At 65.0% G+C, this 16,014-nt stretch carries 13 protein-coding genes and 4 pseudogenes; 8 read left to right on the plus strand and 9 right to left on the minus strand.

What is annotated here, in order from left to right:
* The first annotated feature begins 1 nt into the window (after window position 1).
* From mtnK to P9254_RS23560, 5 genes and pseudogenes are all read left to right on the plus strand, one after another.
* Window positions 2–1,270 (plus strand): S-methyl-5-thioribose kinase, encoded by a 1,269-nt coding sequence (gene mtnK, locus P9254_RS23540; protein ID WP_095823874.1) that lies wholly within the window; start codon window positions 2–4, stop codon window positions 1,268–1,270.
* The gene (mtnA, locus tag P9254_RS23545; protein ID WP_127214206.1) at window positions 1,267–2,361 is read left to right on the plus strand and encodes an S-methyl-5-thioribose-1-phosphate isomerase; all 1,095 of its coding nucleotides are present in this window, start codon (window positions 1,267–1,269) and stop codon (window positions 2,359–2,361) included. Before mtnK ends, mtnA begins: the two co-directional genes overlap by 4 nt.
* Before the next feature lie 7 nt (window positions 2,362–2,368).
* Window positions 2,369–2,518 (plus strand): annotated as a pseudogene (locus P9254_RS23550) (6,7-dimethyl-8-ribityllumazine synthase); the annotation flags it as partial.
* A gap of 159 nt (window positions 2,519–2,677) precedes the next feature.
* The gene (gene fba / locus P9254_RS23555) at window positions 2,678–3,742 is read left to right on the plus strand and encodes a class II fructose-bisphosphate aldolase (RefSeq protein WP_066988983.1); all 1,065 of its coding nucleotides are present in this window, start codon (window positions 2,678–2,680) and stop codon (window positions 3,740–3,742) included.
* 177 nt (window positions 3,743–3,919) lie between these two features.
* Complete coding sequence (locus P9254_RS23560) at window positions 3,920–4,645, plus strand: MgtC/SapB family protein (protein WP_127214204.1); 726 nt, start codon at window positions 3,920–3,922, stop codon at window positions 4,643–4,645.
* A gap of 23 nt (window positions 4,646–4,668) precedes the next feature.
* On the opposite strand, the gene P9254_RS23565 is transcribed toward P9254_RS23560, so the two are convergent.
* From P9254_RS23565 to P9254_RS23595, 7 genes and pseudogenes are all read right to left on the minus strand, one after another.
* Window positions 4,669–5,901, minus strand: a complete 1,233-nt coding sequence (locus P9254_RS23565) for a VWA domain-containing protein (protein ID WP_278057192.1) — start codon at window positions 5,899–5,901, stop codon at window positions 4,669–4,671.
* On the minus strand, window positions 5,894–8,152 hold the full coding sequence (locus P9254_RS23570; protein WP_278057193.1) for a DUF5682 family protein: 2,259 nt from the start codon (window positions 8,150–8,152) through the stop codon (window positions 5,894–5,896). The genes P9254_RS23565 and P9254_RS23570 overlap by 8 nt, the downstream gene beginning before the upstream one ends.
* Window positions 8,153–8,155: 3 nt before the next feature.
* Window positions 8,156–9,235 (minus strand): ATP-binding protein, encoded by a 1,080-nt coding sequence (locus P9254_RS23575; RefSeq protein ID WP_278057194.1) that lies wholly within the window; start codon window positions 9,233–9,235, stop codon window positions 8,156–8,158.
* Between the two features lie 19 nt (window positions 9,236–9,254).
* Window positions 9,255–10,700 (minus strand): DUF5691 domain-containing protein, encoded by a 1,446-nt coding sequence (locus tag P9254_RS23580; RefSeq protein ID WP_278057195.1) that lies wholly within the window; start codon window positions 10,698–10,700, stop codon window positions 9,255–9,257.
* Window positions 10,697–12,085 (minus strand): SWIM zinc finger family protein, encoded by a 1,389-nt coding sequence (locus P9254_RS23585; RefSeq protein WP_278057196.1) that lies wholly within the window; start codon window positions 12,083–12,085, stop codon window positions 10,697–10,699. The genes P9254_RS23580 and P9254_RS23585 overlap by 4 nt, the downstream gene beginning before the upstream one ends.
* Window positions 12,086–12,578: 493 nt before the next feature.
* Window positions 12,579–13,073, minus strand: a complete 495-nt coding sequence (gene gloA2, locus P9254_RS23590) for an SMU1112c/YaeR family gloxylase I-like metalloprotein (RefSeq protein ID WP_245475301.1) — start codon at window positions 13,071–13,073, stop codon at window positions 12,579–12,581.
* A 52-nt stretch (window positions 13,074–13,125) separates the two neighbouring features.
* Window positions 13,126–13,395 (minus strand): annotated as a pseudogene (locus P9254_RS23595) (aldehyde dehydrogenase family protein); the annotation flags it as partial.
* Here P9254_RS23595 and P9254_RS23600 point away from each other — a divergent pair.
* Window positions 13,379–13,534 carry a hypothetical protein gene (locus P9254_RS23600; RefSeq protein ID WP_156751111.1) on the plus strand — a complete coding sequence of 52 codons (156 nt, stop codon included), beginning with the start codon at window positions 13,379–13,381 and terminating at the stop codon, window positions 13,532–13,534. The pseudogene P9254_RS23595 and the gene P9254_RS23600 sit on opposite strands and share 17 nt — an antisense overlap.
* Here the strand turns inward: P9254_RS23600 and hpaR are convergent.
* Window positions 13,520–13,924 carry a homoprotocatechuate degradation operon regulator HpaR gene (gene hpaR, locus P9254_RS23605; RefSeq protein WP_095800975.1) on the minus strand — a complete coding sequence of 135 codons (405 nt, stop codon included), beginning with the start codon at window positions 13,922–13,924 and terminating at the stop codon, window positions 13,520–13,522. The two genes, P9254_RS23600 and hpaR, sit on opposite strands and share 15 nt — an antisense overlap.
* 190 nt (window positions 13,925–14,114) lie before the next feature.
* Between hpaR and P9254_RS23610 the strand changes: the two are divergent.
* Window positions 14,115–14,366, plus strand: a pseudogene (locus P9254_RS23610) (5-carboxymethyl-2-hydroxymuconate isomerase); the annotation flags it as partial.
* A 111-nt stretch (window positions 14,367–14,477) separates the two neighbouring features.
* Window positions 14,478–14,744, plus strand: a pseudogene (locus P9254_RS23615) (2-oxo-hepta-3-ene-1,7-dioic acid hydratase); the annotation flags it as partial.
* A gap of 234 nt (window positions 14,745–14,978) precedes the next feature.
* Here the strand turns inward: P9254_RS23615 and P9254_RS23620 are convergent.
* Window positions 14,979–15,998 carry an isopenicillin N synthase family dioxygenase gene (locus P9254_RS23620; RefSeq protein WP_278057197.1) on the minus strand — a complete coding sequence of 340 codons (1,020 nt, stop codon included), beginning with the start codon at window positions 15,996–15,998 and terminating at the stop codon, window positions 14,979–14,981.
* Between the last annotated feature and the right edge of the window lie 16 nt (window positions 15,999–16,014).

Genomic DNA, 16,014 nt, shown 5'->3' on the forward strand with positions numbered 1-16,014 from the left:
GATGACCGGGAAGTTCGAAGCATTGTCGGTGGAGACGCTGCCGCAGCGGCTCGGCGAGACCACGGCGCTTACCGAGCGCATTGGCAAGGACGCCGGCCACTGGAAAGTACGCGAGGTCGGCGACGGCAATCTGAACCTCGTTTTCATCGTCGAGGGCGACCAGGGCGCGGCGGTGGTCAAGCAGGCGCTGCCCTATGTGCGCCTGGTCGGCGACAGCTGGCCGCTGCCTTTGAAGCGCGCTTTCTTCGAGTATCACGCGCTGACGAGGCAACAGCGCCGAGCGCCAGGCTCGGTGCCGGCGATCTATTATTTCGACGAGGACCAGGCGCTTATTGTCATGGAGTATCTGGCGCCGCCCTACATTATCCTGCGTCGCGCGCTGATCGACGGCCGCGAGCTGCCGAACATTGCGCGCGACATCGGCCTGTTCATGGCCCGCACGCTGTTCCGCGGCTCGGACCTCTCAATGCCGACAAAAGAGCGCAAGGCCGATCTCGCGCTGTTCGCCGACAATGTCGAGCTCTGCGACATCACCGAGAACCTGGTGTTCTCCGATCCCTATTTCGACGCCGAGATGAACCGGCACACCAGCCCGCAGCTCGACCGCCTGGTGGCCGAATTGCGCGCCGACCGCGACCTCAAGGTCGAGGCGCAGCGGCTGAAGCACCTATTCGCCGCCAATGCCGAAACACTGCTGCATGGCGACCTGCATTCCGGTTCGATCATGGTGACCGACACCGAGACCCGGATGATCGATCCGGAATTCGCCTTCTACGGCCCGATCGCCTTCGACGTCGGCATGCTGCTCGCCAATTTCTGGATGGCCTTCTTCTCGCAGCGGGGCCATGAGCAGAAAGGTAGCCGGGATTCGATGCGCGCCTACCTGCTTAAGGTCACGGCCGAGAGCTGGGCGGTGTTCCGCGCCGAGTTTTCGCATTTGTGGCGAACCGAGCGCACCGGCATCCTCTACCAGAAGAGCCTGTTCGAGGATCAGGGCGACCTGCTCGGTTCCGAACAGGCGCTCGACCACATGCTTTCCGGCATCTGGACCGACCTGCTCGGCTTCGCCGGCATCGAGGTGCACCGACGTATCCTCGGTCTCGCCCACAATGCCGATTTCGAGACCATTGCCGACGCAGACCTTCGCGCCAAATGTGAAGCAAAGGCGCTGCGCTTCGGCCGCCACATCGCCGTGAACCGGCGTCAGATCCACAGCATCGACGAGGTCAACGCATTGGCCGCGCTGGTCGAACAGGAGAAGAGCCTTTGAACGTCGGCGAACGCCACTATCGTACAATTTGGCTCAGCGACGACAAACGCTCGGTCGAGATCATCGACCAGCGCTGGCTGCCGCATGAGTTTCGCGTCGAGACGATCGGAACCGTTCCCGGCATCGCCACCGCGATCCGCGACATGTGGGTGCGCGGCGCGCCGCTGATCGGCGTCACCGCCGCCTACGGCGTCGCCATCCAGATGACCGACGATCCCTCGGACGAAGCGCTCGACGCGGCGTGGGAGACGCTGCACAAAACGCGACCGACGGCGATCAACCTGCGCTGGGCGCTGGACGAGATGCGGCGTTTTCTGAAGCCGCTGGCGCCGGGAGAGCGCGCCGAGGCCGCCTACCGGCGCGCCGCCGAGATCGCAGACGAGGATGTCGGGCTCAATCGCGCCATCGGCGAGAACGGGCTTGCCATCATCAAGGAGATCGCGGCGAAAAAGAAGCCTGGCGAGGCGGTCAACATTCTCACCCATTGCAATGCCGGTTGGCTGGCGACGGTCGACTACGGCACCGCCACGGCGCCAATCTATCTGGCGACGGAAGCCGGCATTCCGGTCCACGTCTATGTCGACGAGACCAGGCCGCGCAACCAGGGCGCCCAGCTGACCGCCTGGGAAATGGCCGGCCACGGCGTGCCGCACACGCTGATCGTCGATAACGCCGGCGGGCATCTGATGCAGCATGGCGACATCGACATGGTGATCGTCGGCACCGACCGCACGACGGCCAATGGCGACGTCTGCAACAAGATCGGCACCTATCTCAAGGCTTTAGCCGCCGCCGACAACGACGTCCCTTTCTATGTCGCGCTCCCCTCGCCCACCATCGACTGGACGGTCGCCGACGGGCTTGCGGAAATCCCGATCGAGGAGCGCGCGAGTGACGAGGTTTCGCTGGTGTGGGGTAGGACGGCCGACGGCAAGGTCGCGCAGGTGCGCGTCTCGCCCGACGCAACGCCGGCGGCAAACCCCGCCTTCGATGTGACGCCGGCTCGGCTGGTGACAGGGCTGATCACCGAGCGCGGCGTGGCGAAGGCTTCGCGCGAGGCGCTGAAGGCAATGTTTCCCGAGCGCAGCTAATCTTCGCCCGGTGCTCTCGGCCGTGCTCACGCCGCACAACTATCATGAGAGCGCCGAGCACCGCCGCTTCTCCCACGAGCATTTTTTGGTGAAGGGCAAGGAAGCGGCGAAGGCCTGCGTCGAAATCCTTGCCGCGCGCGAGCGGATCGCCGCTTAGACTCGACTCGGGCCGGATTTCAGCCCTGCAACAAGAATTGCGGCCGAAAGGGCTTCAAAAGGTTGCGGTAGGTCAGAAATCCGGCCAGAAGCAACGGGGCCGCCCGCCCGGGCCGGCCTTTTCAAACACGGGCTCGAACCAGATACGGGAGACTATTCGTTGGCTCGCATCACACTGAGACAATTGCTCGACCATGCCGCCGAACAAGGCTATGGCGTGCCTGCCTTCAACATGAACAACATGGAACAGGGCCTCGCCATCATGGAGGCGGCCGAGGAGACCAAGTCGCCGGTCATCCTCCAGGCGAGCCGCGGGGCGCGCGCCTACGCCAATGATGTGGTGCTGGCCAAGCTGATCGACGCGCTGGTCGAGATCCACCCCGACATTCCGGTCTGCATGCATCTCGACCACGGCAACAACGAAGCGACCTGCGTCACCGCGATCCAGTACGGCTTCACCTCGGTGATGATGGACGGCTCGCTGAAGGAAGACGGCAAGTCGCCGGCCGACTACGCCTATAATTCCGGCATCACGCGCCGCGTCGTCGATATGGCGCATTGGGGCGGTGTCTCGGTGGAAGGCGAGATCGGCGTGCTCGGCTCGCTGGAGAGCGGCGGCGGCGAGCAGGAGGACGGCCACGGCGTCGAAGGCGCCATCAGCCACGATCAGTTGCTTACAGACCCGGTGCAGGCCGAGCAGTTCGTGCGCGACACCCATGTCGATGCGCTGGCGGTGGCCATGGGCACCAGCCACGGCGCCTACAAATTCTCGCGCAAGCCGGATGGCGCGGTGCTGGCGATGAACGTGATCGAGGAGATCCATCGCCGCCTGCCCAACATGCATCTGGTCATGCACGGCTCGTCATCGGTGCCGGAGGAGCTGCAGGAGATCATCAACAAATATGGCGGCCAGATGAAGCCGACCTGGGGCGTGCCGGTGGAAGAGATCCAGCGCGGCATCAAGCACGGCGTGCGCAAGATCAACATCGACACCGACAACCGCATGGCGCTGACCGGCGCGATCCGCAAGGTGCTGACCGAGAACCCTTCCGAGTTCGATCCGCGCAAATATCTGACGCCGGCCATGGCGGCGATGAAGAAGCTCTGCAAGGAACGCTTCGAGCAGTTCGGCACAGCCGGCAACGCGCCGAAGATCAAGCCGATCCCGTTGTCGGAAATGGCCAAGCGTTACAAGTCCGGCAGCCTCGACCCGAAGTTCGGCTGAGCCACCTCCTCCCGCGACCGGGTTCCAGCCGGTCGCGGGAGCACGCCCGCCCTCCCACGGCACCAGTCCCGCGGAACCTCACGTCATCGGCATTGGCCAAGGAACCATCCATGGCCGAGCTTAGTTGAACTGTCCTGACGCAATGGAGGGTGCGCCGACCGGCGTCGCCGACGGGAAATGCTCGAGCCGCTCTGCTGCGACATGCCGCTTCATCCGACATGGCCGGATCTCGTTGCACGGCTGTTACTGACGCTGGTCGCGGGCTTCCTCATCGGCTTGAATCGCGAGGCACGCGGCCATTCCGCCGGCCTGCGGACGACCATCCTGGTCGGCCTCGCGGCTTGCGTCGCCATGGTCCAGGCCAACATGCTGCTCGACGTTGCCGGCAAGGGACCGGACTCATTCGTGCGCATGGATGTGCTGCGCTTTGCGCTCGGCGTGCTCACCGGCGTCGGCTTCATCGGCGGCGGCGCCATCCTCAGGCGCGGCGATCTCGTCACCGGGGTGACCACCGCCGCCACCATGTGGATCATGACGATGATCGGGCTGGCCTTCGGCGGCGGCCAGTTCGGCCTCGGCGCGATTGCTACAGTATTGACGCTGGTGACGCTGCAGGCCCTGAAATGGGTCGACCTCAAGATCCCGCGCGACCATAAGGCGATCCTTGCGGTCGCATGGCCGAAGACAGCCCCGCCCGACCTCCAGGAGATCGTACGGCCGCTCGGATACGATGCCCGCTTCGTTGGCATGGAGCACGACGCCGACCGCGACCGCTTTGTGTTTTCCTTCCAAGTCAAATGGCGGCAGCCAGATGCAGTCGAGCCGTCAACTGAGGTGCTGGCGCTGGTCGGCCTACACTGCGAGATCGAGCGGTTTGAATTGATCAGCGAGAAAGCGCCCTGATCTGCGTCAGAAGGGTGGCGAACCTATTCGGCTGCGCTTGGCGTTTCCGAATCCGGGCGAACAAGCTTGATGTCCGCTCCCGCCGCCCAGGCGCCGATGTCCTCCCGGCGCAGCGCCGCCGCCATCATGTCGGGAAAGTGGTCCGGCGTGCAGGCGAAGACCGGGACGCCCAACGCCGCGACCGAGCCGGCCATGGAGGAGTCGTAGCCGGGACGGCCCTGGTCGGTGAGCGCCAGGAGCACAACGACATTGACGCCCGACCGCACCAGCGCAGCCAGCCGACGAAGCAGTTCCTGACCATTGCCGCCTTCGTAGAGGTCTGTGATGAGGACGAAATGCGCCTTGGTCGGCCGCTCGATGCGCTCGGCGCAATAAGCGACCGCCTGGTTGATGTCGGTTCCGCCGCCGAGCTGGACGCCGAACAGCACCTCGACCGGATCGCTGAGCTCGTCGGTCAGATCGACGATCGCGGTGTCAAAGCAGACCAGCTTGGTGCGCACGACCGGCAAGGAGGCCATCACGGCCGCGAAGATCGAGGCGTAGATGACCGAACTTGCCATCGAGCCGGACTGATCGACGCAGAGCGTCACTTCGTCGAGGTCGACCAGCCGACGCTGGCGGCGCATGAAGCCGATGAGCTTTTCCGGCACCACGGTCTTGTGGTCTGGCTGGTAATGGCGAAGGTTCGCCGCGATCGTGCGCGGCCAGTCGATGTCGCGCTGCCGCGGCCGGTTGGTGCGCCTGGAACGGTCGAGCGCGCCGCGGATTGCCTCGGCGGTCTTCTGCTCGAGACGCTGCATCAGCTTGGCGACGATGTCGGAAATGATCGAGCGGGCAACGTCCTTGGTCTTTTCCGGCATCGCCGAGCGCAACGAGACCAGATCGGCAACGAGATTGACGTCGGCCTCGATCGCCTTGAGGAATTCCGGCTCCATCAGCATCTGCTTCAGGTTCAGGCGCTCGAAGGCGTCCTTCTGCACGACCTGGACCACCTGCTCGGGGAAGAAGGAGCGGATATCGCCCATCCATTGCGCGACGCGCGGCGCCGAACGGCCAAGCCCGCCGAGCCGCTTGCGCAGATCGCCGGCGTCGCCGCTGCCGTCGCCGTAGAGCGCATCGAGGGCTGCCGAAAGCCGCCGGTCCTCCTGCGACAGCGCCGAGGAGGACTCATCGTCGGCGCCGATCGCCAGGCGCCAACGGCGCTCCCGCGTCCCTTCGATCGGGTGAAGATCGGGTCCGACCGTTTCATCATCCATGGTTGAGCTCCCCCGTAAGCAGCTTGCCGAGGAGACCAAAATGCCGGCGCCAGGCCTCGCCGCCATCGGGTGCCGGCGTCAGTCCGGCGGGCAGGCTCGCCCTGCGGCCGAGCACGGCCTCGATCAGGCGGCGGCGCTCCATGCTGTCGAGATTGGAAAATACGCGGCGCAGCAAAGGCAGATGCGCAACGAAGGCGTCCTCGTCGAGCGATGCCAGCCAGGAATCGACAGCGCCGCGCAGCCCCTCGTCATAGATCAGCCTCTGGCCGGCGCCGCTGAAGAAGCCTTCGAAAAAGGCGGCGGCATCGATGACCGGCGTTCCGGGCGACAGCCGCTTTGCCAAAAGGCCGGCCGTGGCCTCGACCGAGAGGTGCCCGGCCTCGTAGAGCAGATGTGCGGCGCAGCCAGCAACGAGCGCCGTCGAGCGCGATGAATCGAGCACGGCCGCAAGGCCGTTCCGCCAGGCATCCAGGACATGCTCGTCCGGTTCGACCAGCCTGATCGCCTCGTCGGCCTTGCGCAGCGCCGCCATCAGCGCTGCGGCGGCCTGCGCGTCGAGATCGCGCGCGGCGTAAGGCAGCGCGATCGCGCCTTCGATGACCAACCGCTCCAAGAGGCCGGCAAGCCGCTGCGTCTCGGTTTTGCGCGCTTCGCCATAGCGGATGATGTCGGCAAGTGGGGGCACCGACGCAAGGAGCTCCAGGCATTCGCTGCTATGCGCCGCCTTCTCCTCGAGCGCGGCGAGGCCGGCCGCGGACGCCTCGCTCAAGGCGGCGGTGATCGCGCTTTGCACCAGCGTGGCCAGAGCATCGAGCGTCGAAGCGGCGCCGATCATCTGGACAAGCCGGCCGTTGGCGGCCTTCTCGATGGTCGGTCCGTAAATCAGGTTTTCGACCAGGCGCACGGCGTATTCCGGCTGCCAGGCCAGCAGCCAGCGCTCGCGGAACGTGCCGCGGCTGCGGCCGACATCCGTCAGCCTGCCCCAGTTCACGCCGAGCACGTTCAGCCGGTGCAGAAGCGTCGACCGAAAGAGACCGCTCTCGCTGCGCAGGTCGATGGAGAGCTCGCGCTCCAGTGCTTCAGGCTTGAGCCGCGCGGCCTTCTGGTTGCGCTGCAAATCATCGATCAGCGGCGCGAGCGGCGTGTCGGCTGGAATCTCGCCGACATCGGCGCCGAGCAGCAGCTCGGCCTCGACCATCTTCCACAGCAAGGCCTCGCCGTTGAAGAGCGCCGCGATCGAGGCCTCACGCAGTTCCTCGAAACCCGGTTTCGGGCGCTCGCGTATGGCGGCAAGCGCCCGCGCCAGACGCTCCGCCTCGATCAGCGAGGCGGTCGAAATTATATGGCCCTTGGCCCTGAGAACCGAAGCGATCCGCGCGAGCCACAGCACCGAAGCGTCATCCTGCCCGCGCGTCTGCCACAGGTGCTTGCTCCAGCCCGGCGCGACGACACCGGCGCCGTAGCCATAGCCCAGCGCCAGCCGCGGTCCGGTCCATGGCGCGAAGGTCATGGCGGTCTTGCGCCGGCCGATGCCTTTGAGCAGTGCCTGGTCGCTCTTTTGCGGATGCGCAGCTTGCAGGGCGGGCACATGCCACGCGCCGCAAACGACGGCCAGCGGCCCGTCGATTTCTTTGCGCGCAGCGGCGATCTCCAGCCGCATATGCGCCTCGCGCATGGCCTCGAACTTGCCAATGGACGTCTCGCCGTCGCGCAGCGTCGTCATCGCGTCGGCGATGGCAGCAAAGATCGGCCCGGGTGCGGGATTCTGCTCAATGATATCGGACCACCAGCTTTCGCCGTCCTCATAGCCGGCGGCGCGCGCCAAAGTGCCGATCGGATCAAGGATCCGTGAGCTTGCTTCGCTCTGCTTTTCGGTGGCCTCCGGTTCGTCCGCATCGGCGTCGGTCGAACCCTCGGGTCCGTGCTCGGCAAGCCGCGCGGCGGACGGCAAGTCGATGAAACGCAGCGCCGCCTTGTTGGCGACAGCCCACAGCGCCGCCTGATATTCGGGAGAGAATTCGGGGAAGGGCCAGAAGCGCGTCGCGGCGGGATCGTCCTCGGGGTAGCAAAGCAGTGCCACCGGCGGCTTCATGTCCGGGCTGGCAAGCAGGGGCAGCAAGGGCGAGGCATCCACCGGCCCCTCGATCAGCACGGCGGCCGGCTGCAATTCCTGCAACGCTCTAAGCAGGCTCGCGGCGGAGCCCGGCCCATGATGGCGAATGCCGAAATAGCTGATGCCGCCTTGCGTCATGGCTCAGATGGCCGCGTTGAGCGCCGCGTAATAACCGGCGTAGTCCGGCCGCTTCTTCAGCACCGTCTCCAGATATTCCTCCAGCACGACCTTGTCCTGGACCGGGTCCTTGACGATAGCGCCGACCAGGCTTGGCGCCAGGCCTTCGGCGTGGAGCTTGCCGCCGTCGAACCAGGCCGCCTGGCTGAGGCCGCTGATCATCGTGGCGATCGCCTCGGCGGTGGAGAGCGAGCCCGACGGCGTCTTCAGCGTCACCTTGCCGTCCGAGGTCGCGCCGGAGCGCAGCTCGCGGAAGATGGTCAGCACGCGCGCGATCTCCTCGCCGACATTTTTCGGCACCGGCAGGTCCAGTCCGCCGGCCATCTCGCCGACGCGCCGAGACACGATCGAGACCTCTTCCGCCATGTCCTCCGGCAGAGGCAGCACCACGACATTGAAACGGCGCTTCAGCGCCGAGGAGAGTTCATTGACGCCCTTGTCGCGATTGTTCGCGGTGGCGATGATGTTGAAGCCGCGCTGCGCGTAGATCGAGGTGTTCAGCTCCGGCACCGGCATCATCTTTTCGGACAGCACGGTGATCAGCGTGTCCTGCACGTCGGAGCCCATGCGCGTCAGCTCTTCCAAGCGGCAGAGCTTGCCTTCCTGCATGGCGCGGTAGAGCGGCGTCGGCACCAGCGCCTCCTGGCTCGGCCCCTTCGCCAAGAGCTGCGCATAGTTCCAGCCGTAGCGGATCTGATTCTCGTCGGTGCCGGCCGTGCATTGCACGATCAATGTCGAGTTTCCCATGATGGCGCCGGCGAGATGTTCGGAGACCCAGGATTTCGCCGTTCCCGGCACGCCGAGCAGGAGCAGCGCCCGGTCGGTCGCGAGCGTCGCCACCGCGGTTTCCATCAATTGCCGACGTCCTACATATTTCGGGGTGATAAGCGTGCCGTCGCTTGCCTTGCCACCCATCAGGTAAGTGAGGACGGCCTTGGGCGACAGGCTCCAGCCGGCAGGCTTCTGGCGGTCGTCGTCGCGCGCGAGCGCCTGCAGTTCGGAGGCATAGACCTGCTCGGCCGGAAGGCGGATGGCTGCGTTCATGCGATCTTCTCCGGGTTTATCATCTGTCGGATTGCGAAGGGTTTCCGGCCAGCGCCGCATTGAGCCGCAGCAGACCGAGCGAGGGGGAAGCGGCCGGCAGGCCGGCGGCGACCACCTCGTCGATCAATTTTTCCGCCGTCTCCGGATTGGCCAGAAAGCCCAGGGTCTCGAGATACTGCTCGGCGCTTCGTTTCATGACGTCGTTGTCACCCGAGACGGTGGAACGCAGCGCTGGAAGCGTCTTGCTCCTTGCGAGGTCGCTCCATGCCAGCCAGCCCGCTTCCGCGCCTTCGACCAGGTTGAGCGCGGCCAGATTTTGCCCATCATCGAGGATCTGCCTGATCAGGACACGCTTCCTGTCGTTGTCCAAACGCGACATGAGCTGGAGGACGAGAAGCGCCAGCCTGCCGCCGGCGGCGACAAGCAAATCCGCCAAACAGGCGACCGCCGCATCGCTGCCGGACACCGCGGTCATTCGAACGAGAAAGAGATCGGCACCCTCATCGACGCCGAACTGCCATGCGCCAATGAAATCGGGCTCAGTCTTGCCGAATTGGGCGACGAGATCGCCGAAGTAACAGGACGCGAACAGGTCGGCGCGACGCGACTGTTGCGCAGGCGACTTGGGTTTTATCGGCGTGTAGGTGGTGCGGCGGCGGATGAAGCCGGATTTGCCTTCCTCAATGAAAGCGGCGAGCTCGGCTATCGGATCTTTCGACGCGCCATCCGCTGGATCGCTACGTTCACCCAACCTTGCCAGGAGCCGGCCGGCCGTTTCGCGCACCTTGCCTGAGCGATCGGCGGACAGGCTCTTTAGAAATGGAATGTCATCGGCACTCAAGCCGAAGCGCATCAGCTCCACGAGCGCAAGCCTGACCTCCGCCGGCTCGCTCGCTCCCTTGGTCTCAATCAACGTCCGCGCCAAGACAGGCATGGTGCGCCGTAATTCGACCAAAGCTGTACGGCGCGCGGCAGGATAAAAATCATCCCAGGTTTCAGCGGTGAGTTGTCCTCGTCGAGACTGCCTGTCGCTATCCGCGCCTGCTTGCCAGTCGACCCAGGGAGCATAGATATCTGGGCTTTCCTGATCCGAGGCAGCAGGCATCCAATCCATCGGATGCAGCACGAAGCCTCGGCTGGCGACGAGTGTGGCCACGCGGGTCTTGAGCCTCGCATCAGCGGCGTATTTCAATGCGGCACGCAGCAACGGTCGCAGCCGATGAGGAAGCATCGGCAGCGCGAGCATCGGCAGCGGCGGACGGCGTTTCAGGGTTTTGGGCGCCGCCGGCCGAAGCGCGACATCCAGCGCCTGCGCGGCGATCGCCAAGAGCCGACGTTCCTGCTCGTCCGAGCTGGAGGCAGCCGCGAACTCCTTCCATTCGGCGGGCGCCAATTCGAAAGCGGCGCCGCCCGAAATCCAGTTGTCGCGAAGCCTCGCCAGCCCTGCCTGCTCGAGCTCGTTCATGAGAGATTGAGCCTCCCGATGCTGCTTTGTGAGGCCAGAAGCTCGAGCCTGGCGCCGTTCCACAGTGCTGCCGTGACTGTCAGATCGAGGCCAAGCAAGGTCTGGTTGACGGAGCCGGCGACTGGCAGGGCGATGCCATGCGAATCGTTCGCCGCCTGCCACCAGGCGCCATCCTTCTCGTCCAGCGCGATCGCGCCCGCCGGCAGGAGGATCGGACAGTCGGACAGCCACGGCGCGCCGTCCTGGAAAGCTGCATAGGCGGCCAGCGGATCGCCGGCAGCGTTCGGAGCAAAATCGGGCCAATTGCCGGGCGACGCATCGCCCAGGCGTTCTGCGACCAGTGCGCGAAGCGGAATTCGGGATGGATAGAACACCAGCCTCGCCTTGAAGCGATCCCCCGGCGCGAAGGCGCCGGAGCGGCGCCCGGCCGAGGCCGGGAAGAAGTCCAGGAGGACGGCAAATCGTGGGATTGGGCTTTTCAGATCGAGCAGCCAGGTCGCGTGGCTGACCAGGCCGTCGCGACGGGCCTCGATCTTCTCACCCAGCACCTCCCAGTCGCTCTCGACCTTGACGGCATCCGGATTGGCAAGGATCTGGTCGCGTGTTTCGGATGTCGAGACCAGGCGCTTCAGCTCGGCATCGTCGGGCGCGGCACGCCGGACCTTGGCGAGCAGCACCAGCTTACCCAGCTCTCGGATAGCGGCGTCCGGCCGCTCTTCGCTGCGCAGCGCCATCAGTTTCGCGGGCAGCTCGTCGATACGCCCGGCCAAAGCGGTCGCCTTGAGGTCTACAAGCCGCGCCGCGATGCGGCGGCAGCGCTCGCTGCTGGCGTCGACAAAACCGGCAAGGCCGAGCCGAAGCTGGTCGGCAACCCACTGATCCAATTCGTCGAGCGCTGCCGACACGGCACTTCGCGTGTCCTCGGCGCGCTTGCGCTGCGCCGCCTCGCGGCGCTCGGCGGCCGCGGCGTCTTCTACGGCAGCGCTTTGCTCGGGCCGCAACGCCTCGTCGATGCTTTTGCTTTCCGCGCTTGCCGGCGCCGGCGTCGGCGGCTGGCCCGGCTTGCGGCGCCGCCCGAGCCAGTCATTGACCCATTCCGGCGTCTGGTCGACCCGATCGAAGCTGGCGGGCGCGGTGGCGCCGATCCACATCAGCCCCAGTATGTGCTTGCACGGAAATTTTCGCGATGGACAGGTGCAATTGTAGCCGTGGTCGCGGGCATCGAATGCGACGCGGTAGGGATTCGCTCCCGAGCCCTGGCATTCGCCCCAGATGAGGCCCAGCTGTTCGTTTGTCTCGAGACGGGGCCAGTTGGACCGCTTGGTCAGCTTGGCGGCGGCGCCCAGCGAAGCCTGGTCGGGCGCGAGCGCCTCGATTGTTTTCAAATCCAGCTGCAAGCCGCTCCCTCATGACCCCCGAAGCATGATGTCGCGACGATAGATACCTGTTTGCGGCGCGCTGGTGTAGCTCCAGCCGCTGAAAAGTTGGTGTCTTGTCTAACGTTGCGTTGCCCTGTTCATCGTCAGGCGCGCACCCACCAGGATGGCGTGCACAGCATAGGCGCGGCGATCCTCGGCGCTGACGGCCAGCCGATCGGCACGCTATCCATCGCCTCCCCTGTCTCGCGCGTAGACGATGCGGTGGCGGCCCCCCGGCGAGGCGGCGATCAGGGCGGCGAGGCTCATCTCGGCGCGGCTGACCGGCGAGGCATGACTCATCTTCCCCGTTGCGGCGAAGATGGTTAGGTGCTGCCGACGCCGTCCCGATGGCAGCTGGCGTCGTGCCCCAGCTTCTCCAAGCCTGACTTCATCATCTGCCTCCTCCACCAGTCGCTTCGCGTTCCGCAACCGGCGGATTTCGCGGCCGAATTCCTCACCGTCAAACAGCGTCCTGGTAAAATTCGATCGGCAGTCCATCGGGATCGGCGATGAAGGTAAACAATCGTCCCGTGTATGGATCTGTTCGGATGGGCTCCACCTCGACGTCTCGCGACCGAAGCAGCTCGGCTGTTGCCTCGACCGAGGCGACCGAGAATGCAATATGCCTTAATCCACACGCCTCGGGCCTGCTGGGCCGGCTTGGCGGATCAGGGAAACTGAACAGTTCGATCTGGATGGTACCGTGACGCAAATCGCACTTCCAAGACTGCCTTTCGGGGCGCCAGTTTTCGGCCAGAACGACGAAACCGAGCTTGTTCGTGTAGAACTGCTTGGAGGTCTCATAGTCACTGGAGATGATTGCGACATGATGGACAGCCAGGAGCATCAGATTGGCCTCGCGTAAGCGTCGATAACGGCGACCCAGCACAGTCGCATCGGGTATACCTTGGCGCAACCAGGCGCCGACACCGGCCGTGCCGGCTTGGGCGAGCATCTCCACAAGGTCCGGCCACCCTCCCCTCGAGGGGAGCTTATCCGAGCGCTATTCACGCCGTCTTGAGGTCGGTGTACTTCTCGATCGCGTGCAGCGACTTGTCTTTGCCGAAGCGGGACTGCTTGAAGCCGCCGAGCGGTACCGTGATGTCGGCGCCGCCATAGGTGTTGACGTGGACGACGCCGGCATTGATGGCGTGCACCATGCGATGCGCGGTCGAGAGCTTCGAGGTCCACACGGCACAAGCAAGACCATAGACGGTGGCGTTGGCAAGGCGCACCGCCTCTTCCTCGCTTTCGAAGCGCATGACGCCGAGCACCGGCATGCACAATGTGATGTTCGGCCGCGTCGTCGACATCCGCCATGGCAGCGACGAGGCGGCGCTGCTCTATGTCGGGCGCAACTACATGCAGCCCAGCGCACTGGGAGTTTCGGTGGCTAGTCGGTCAGTCTGGCGCTGACTCCGACTCGATCAGGCTTTCCAGCATGTCCAGCAGGCGCTCGTACTGCTCGGCGCCGTAACGCTTCTCGATGGCGTCGTAGATGGCGGTGCGCTCGGGCGCCAGCTCCTCGATCAGCGCCACGCCGGCCGGGCTGATGGCGAGCAGAGCGCGGCGGCCGTCATCCTTGACCTTGTTGCGGGTGATGAATTCGCGCTCGTCCAGTGCTTTGATCATGCGGGTGAGACTGGGCGGCAGGATCGAGGCGCGGTTAGCGAGCTCGGTCGCTTCCAGCGGACCGGTCTCGGCAAGCACGCGCAGCACGCGCCATTGCTGCTCGGTGATGTCGTGGCGAGCAAGCATCGGACGAAAATGCGCCATGATCACTTCGCGGGCGCGAAGCAGAGCCATGGGCAGGGAAGGGCGGGTGCTGGGCGGCAGCAGAGTCAACTCTCCGAAAAGTTCCAGTCCAGTACGACTCGCAACAGAAATTAACGCTTGGATCGCAGCTATATCCGCGATTTCTCCGAGAGCGGCAATCCCGTCCCCGACGACCCCGTCGACATGGAGACCAAGCACTTGACATTCGGTCGCCAAGCCCTTGCCCCACATGGGGATCGAATATTCGGCGAATCTCGACGCGAAGGTCGAGATGAGCGAGCTTTGCGCGCTCGTTTCACGCATCATCCTCGAGACCGGCCTGTTCGAGCCCGGCGCCGAGCGGGTGCGCGCCCTCCGTGCAGATGCCTATGCGGTCGCGGACCGGCTCCCCGAGAACGGCTTCATCGACATGAATTTCCGCATCGGCAGGGGCCGCAGCGCGGAGGAGAAGAAGCGGACCGGCGAGGCGATCATCAAGGGGTTATCGCGCGCGTTCTATGTCGACACGCTCGGCCTGCAGGTGAGCGACGAGACCAGCGACGCGATCTATCTGCGCGCGCTGGAGGAGCGCGGCCACCCCAGCCCGCGCGAGGCAGACCTGCGCTGGATCGGCGCCATCGTGTCGCGCAACGGCGAGGTGGAGGAGACGGGGCTCGGTGCCGGCGTGCTCGATCATCCGGCCAAGGGCATTGTGTGGCTCGCCGACCGGCTGCATCAGTACGGCATGCAAATCGAGGCCGGACAGGTGGTGCTGTCGGGCTCCTTCATCCGGCCGGTCGAATGCCGGCATGGCGATCGGATCGTCTCGGATTTCGGGCCCTTTGGTGCGATCCGCATCGCTTTCGCCTGACCGGCCGCGCGAATTTGCAAGCTGCGCGCTGCCCCAAAGAAAAAGGCCGGGCGCGAAAGCGGCCCGGCCAAGAAATGAAGGTCATAACCTTCAGAGGGGAACATCACCCGGCGCAATGGGAGGAAAACACCGAGCGATGGCCTCTATTTGGGGCGGTTGCGGTATATTTTCCACGAACTGAATTCCAAAAACTGGCCGGAAGGCGAAAAAATATCGCGCGGGCAGCGGCAAAGCTCAGCCGGCCGCCGCTGCCTTTTCCAGAAGATCGGCATAGTGCTGCCGGGCCACGTCCGGATGCGACCTCAGACGGCTCTTCAGCACATTGGTTCCGACGTTGCGGAAGAGCGGATTGTCGGGATCGCTGGCCGGCCCGCGCGCCTCAGCCGCCAGTTCCTGCGGAAGGTCGAGCAGCGGGATGGTCGCGTCGAGCCGGGCGCTGAAGAAGAACGGCACCGAAATCCGCTCGACGCCTGGCGGCGGTGTGACGACGCGGTGCACGGTTGCTCTCAGATACCCGTTCGAAGCGAGTTCGAGCAGTTCGCCGATGTTGACCACGAGCGTTTGCGGAAGCGGATCCACATTCACCCAGCTGCCATCATATTCGACCTGCAGCCCCTTGTTCTCGTCCTGCAGCAGAAGGGTGAGGAAACCGCCATCCTTATGCGCGCCGACGCCCTGGTCGTCACCGGTGGCGTCGCGGCCTGGGTAGCGCACGATCTTCATGCGGTGGTTGGGCTCGCTGCCATAGATCGGGTCGAAGGCGTCCTCCGGCTGATCGAGTGACAGCGCGAAGGCCTTGAGCAGCCGGATGGCTACCTCCGTCGCCTTGGTCTGCCAGGCAAGCAGCGCCGGCTTCAGTTCGGGCAACGCAGCCGGCCACTGGTTCGGACCTTGCAGCCGGGTCCAGGCCGGCACGCTCGGCCCTTGCGAAATGGTCGCGCGCTCGACGCCGATGTCGAGCTGCTCGCGCCAGTCGGCCTTGCCCCTGGTCAGCTCGCCGCCGGCACGCGTGTAGCCGCGAAACTGCGGCGACTTCACCATCTCGATGGCCAGCTTGTCGGCCTCCGACAAGGCAAAGAAGCGCCGCGCGGCATCAAGCACCGCGTCGATGTCCGGCTGCGTTATGCCGTGGCTGCTGAGATAGAAGAAGCCGACATCGCGAGCGGCGGTGCGCAGATCAAACAAGAAGGTCCGCAGTTCCGACTCGCCCTGCTCCAGTCGGTCGAGATCGAGCACCGGGATTATTCTGGCCATGGACAGCTTCCTCTTG

Origin of the sequence: Mesorhizobium sp. WSM4983 (assembly GCF_029625765.1) — a bacterium.
Classification (GTDB): Bacteria; Pseudomonadota; Alphaproteobacteria; order Rhizobiales; family Rhizobiaceae; genus Mesorhizobium.

Coding starts and splice junctions, on each gene's coding strand:
- mtnK (WP_095823874.1), top strand. CDS start 2: ATGACCGGGAAGTTCGAAGCATTGTCGGTGGAGACGCTGCCGCAGCGG.
- P9254_RS23560 (WP_127214204.1), top strand. CDS start 3,920: ATGCTCGAGCCGCTCTGCTGCGACATGCCGCTTCATCCGACATGGCCG.
- P9254_RS23565 (WP_278057192.1), bottom strand. CDS start 5,901: ATGGATGATGAAACGGTCGGACCCGATCTTCACCCGATCGAAGGGACG.
- P9254_RS23570 (WP_278057193.1), bottom strand. CDS start 8,152: ATGACGCAAGGCGGCATCAGCTATTTCGGCATTCGCCATCATGGGCCG.
- P9254_RS23575 (WP_278057194.1), bottom strand. CDS start 9,235: ATGAACGCAGCCATCCGCCTTCCGGCCGAGCAGGTCTATGCCTCCGAA.
- P9254_RS23580 (WP_278057195.1), bottom strand. CDS start 10,700: ATGAACGAGCTCGAGCAGGCAGGGCTGGCGAGGCTTCGCGACAACTGG.
- gloA2 (WP_245475301.1), bottom strand. CDS start 13,073: ATGCTCGCCCAAGCCGGCACGGCCGGTGTCGGCGCCTGGTTGCGCCAA.
- P9254_RS23600 (WP_156751111.1), top strand. CDS start 13,379: ATGACGCCGAGCACCGGCATGCACAATGTGATGTTCGGCCGCGTCGTC.
- hpaR (WP_095800975.1), bottom strand. CDS start 13,924: ATGGCTCTGCTTCGCGCCCGCGAAGTGATCATGGCGCATTTTCGTCCG.
- P9254_RS23620 (WP_278057197.1), bottom strand. CDS start 15,998: ATGGCCAGAATAATCCCGGTGCTCGATCTCGACCGACTGGAGCAGGGC.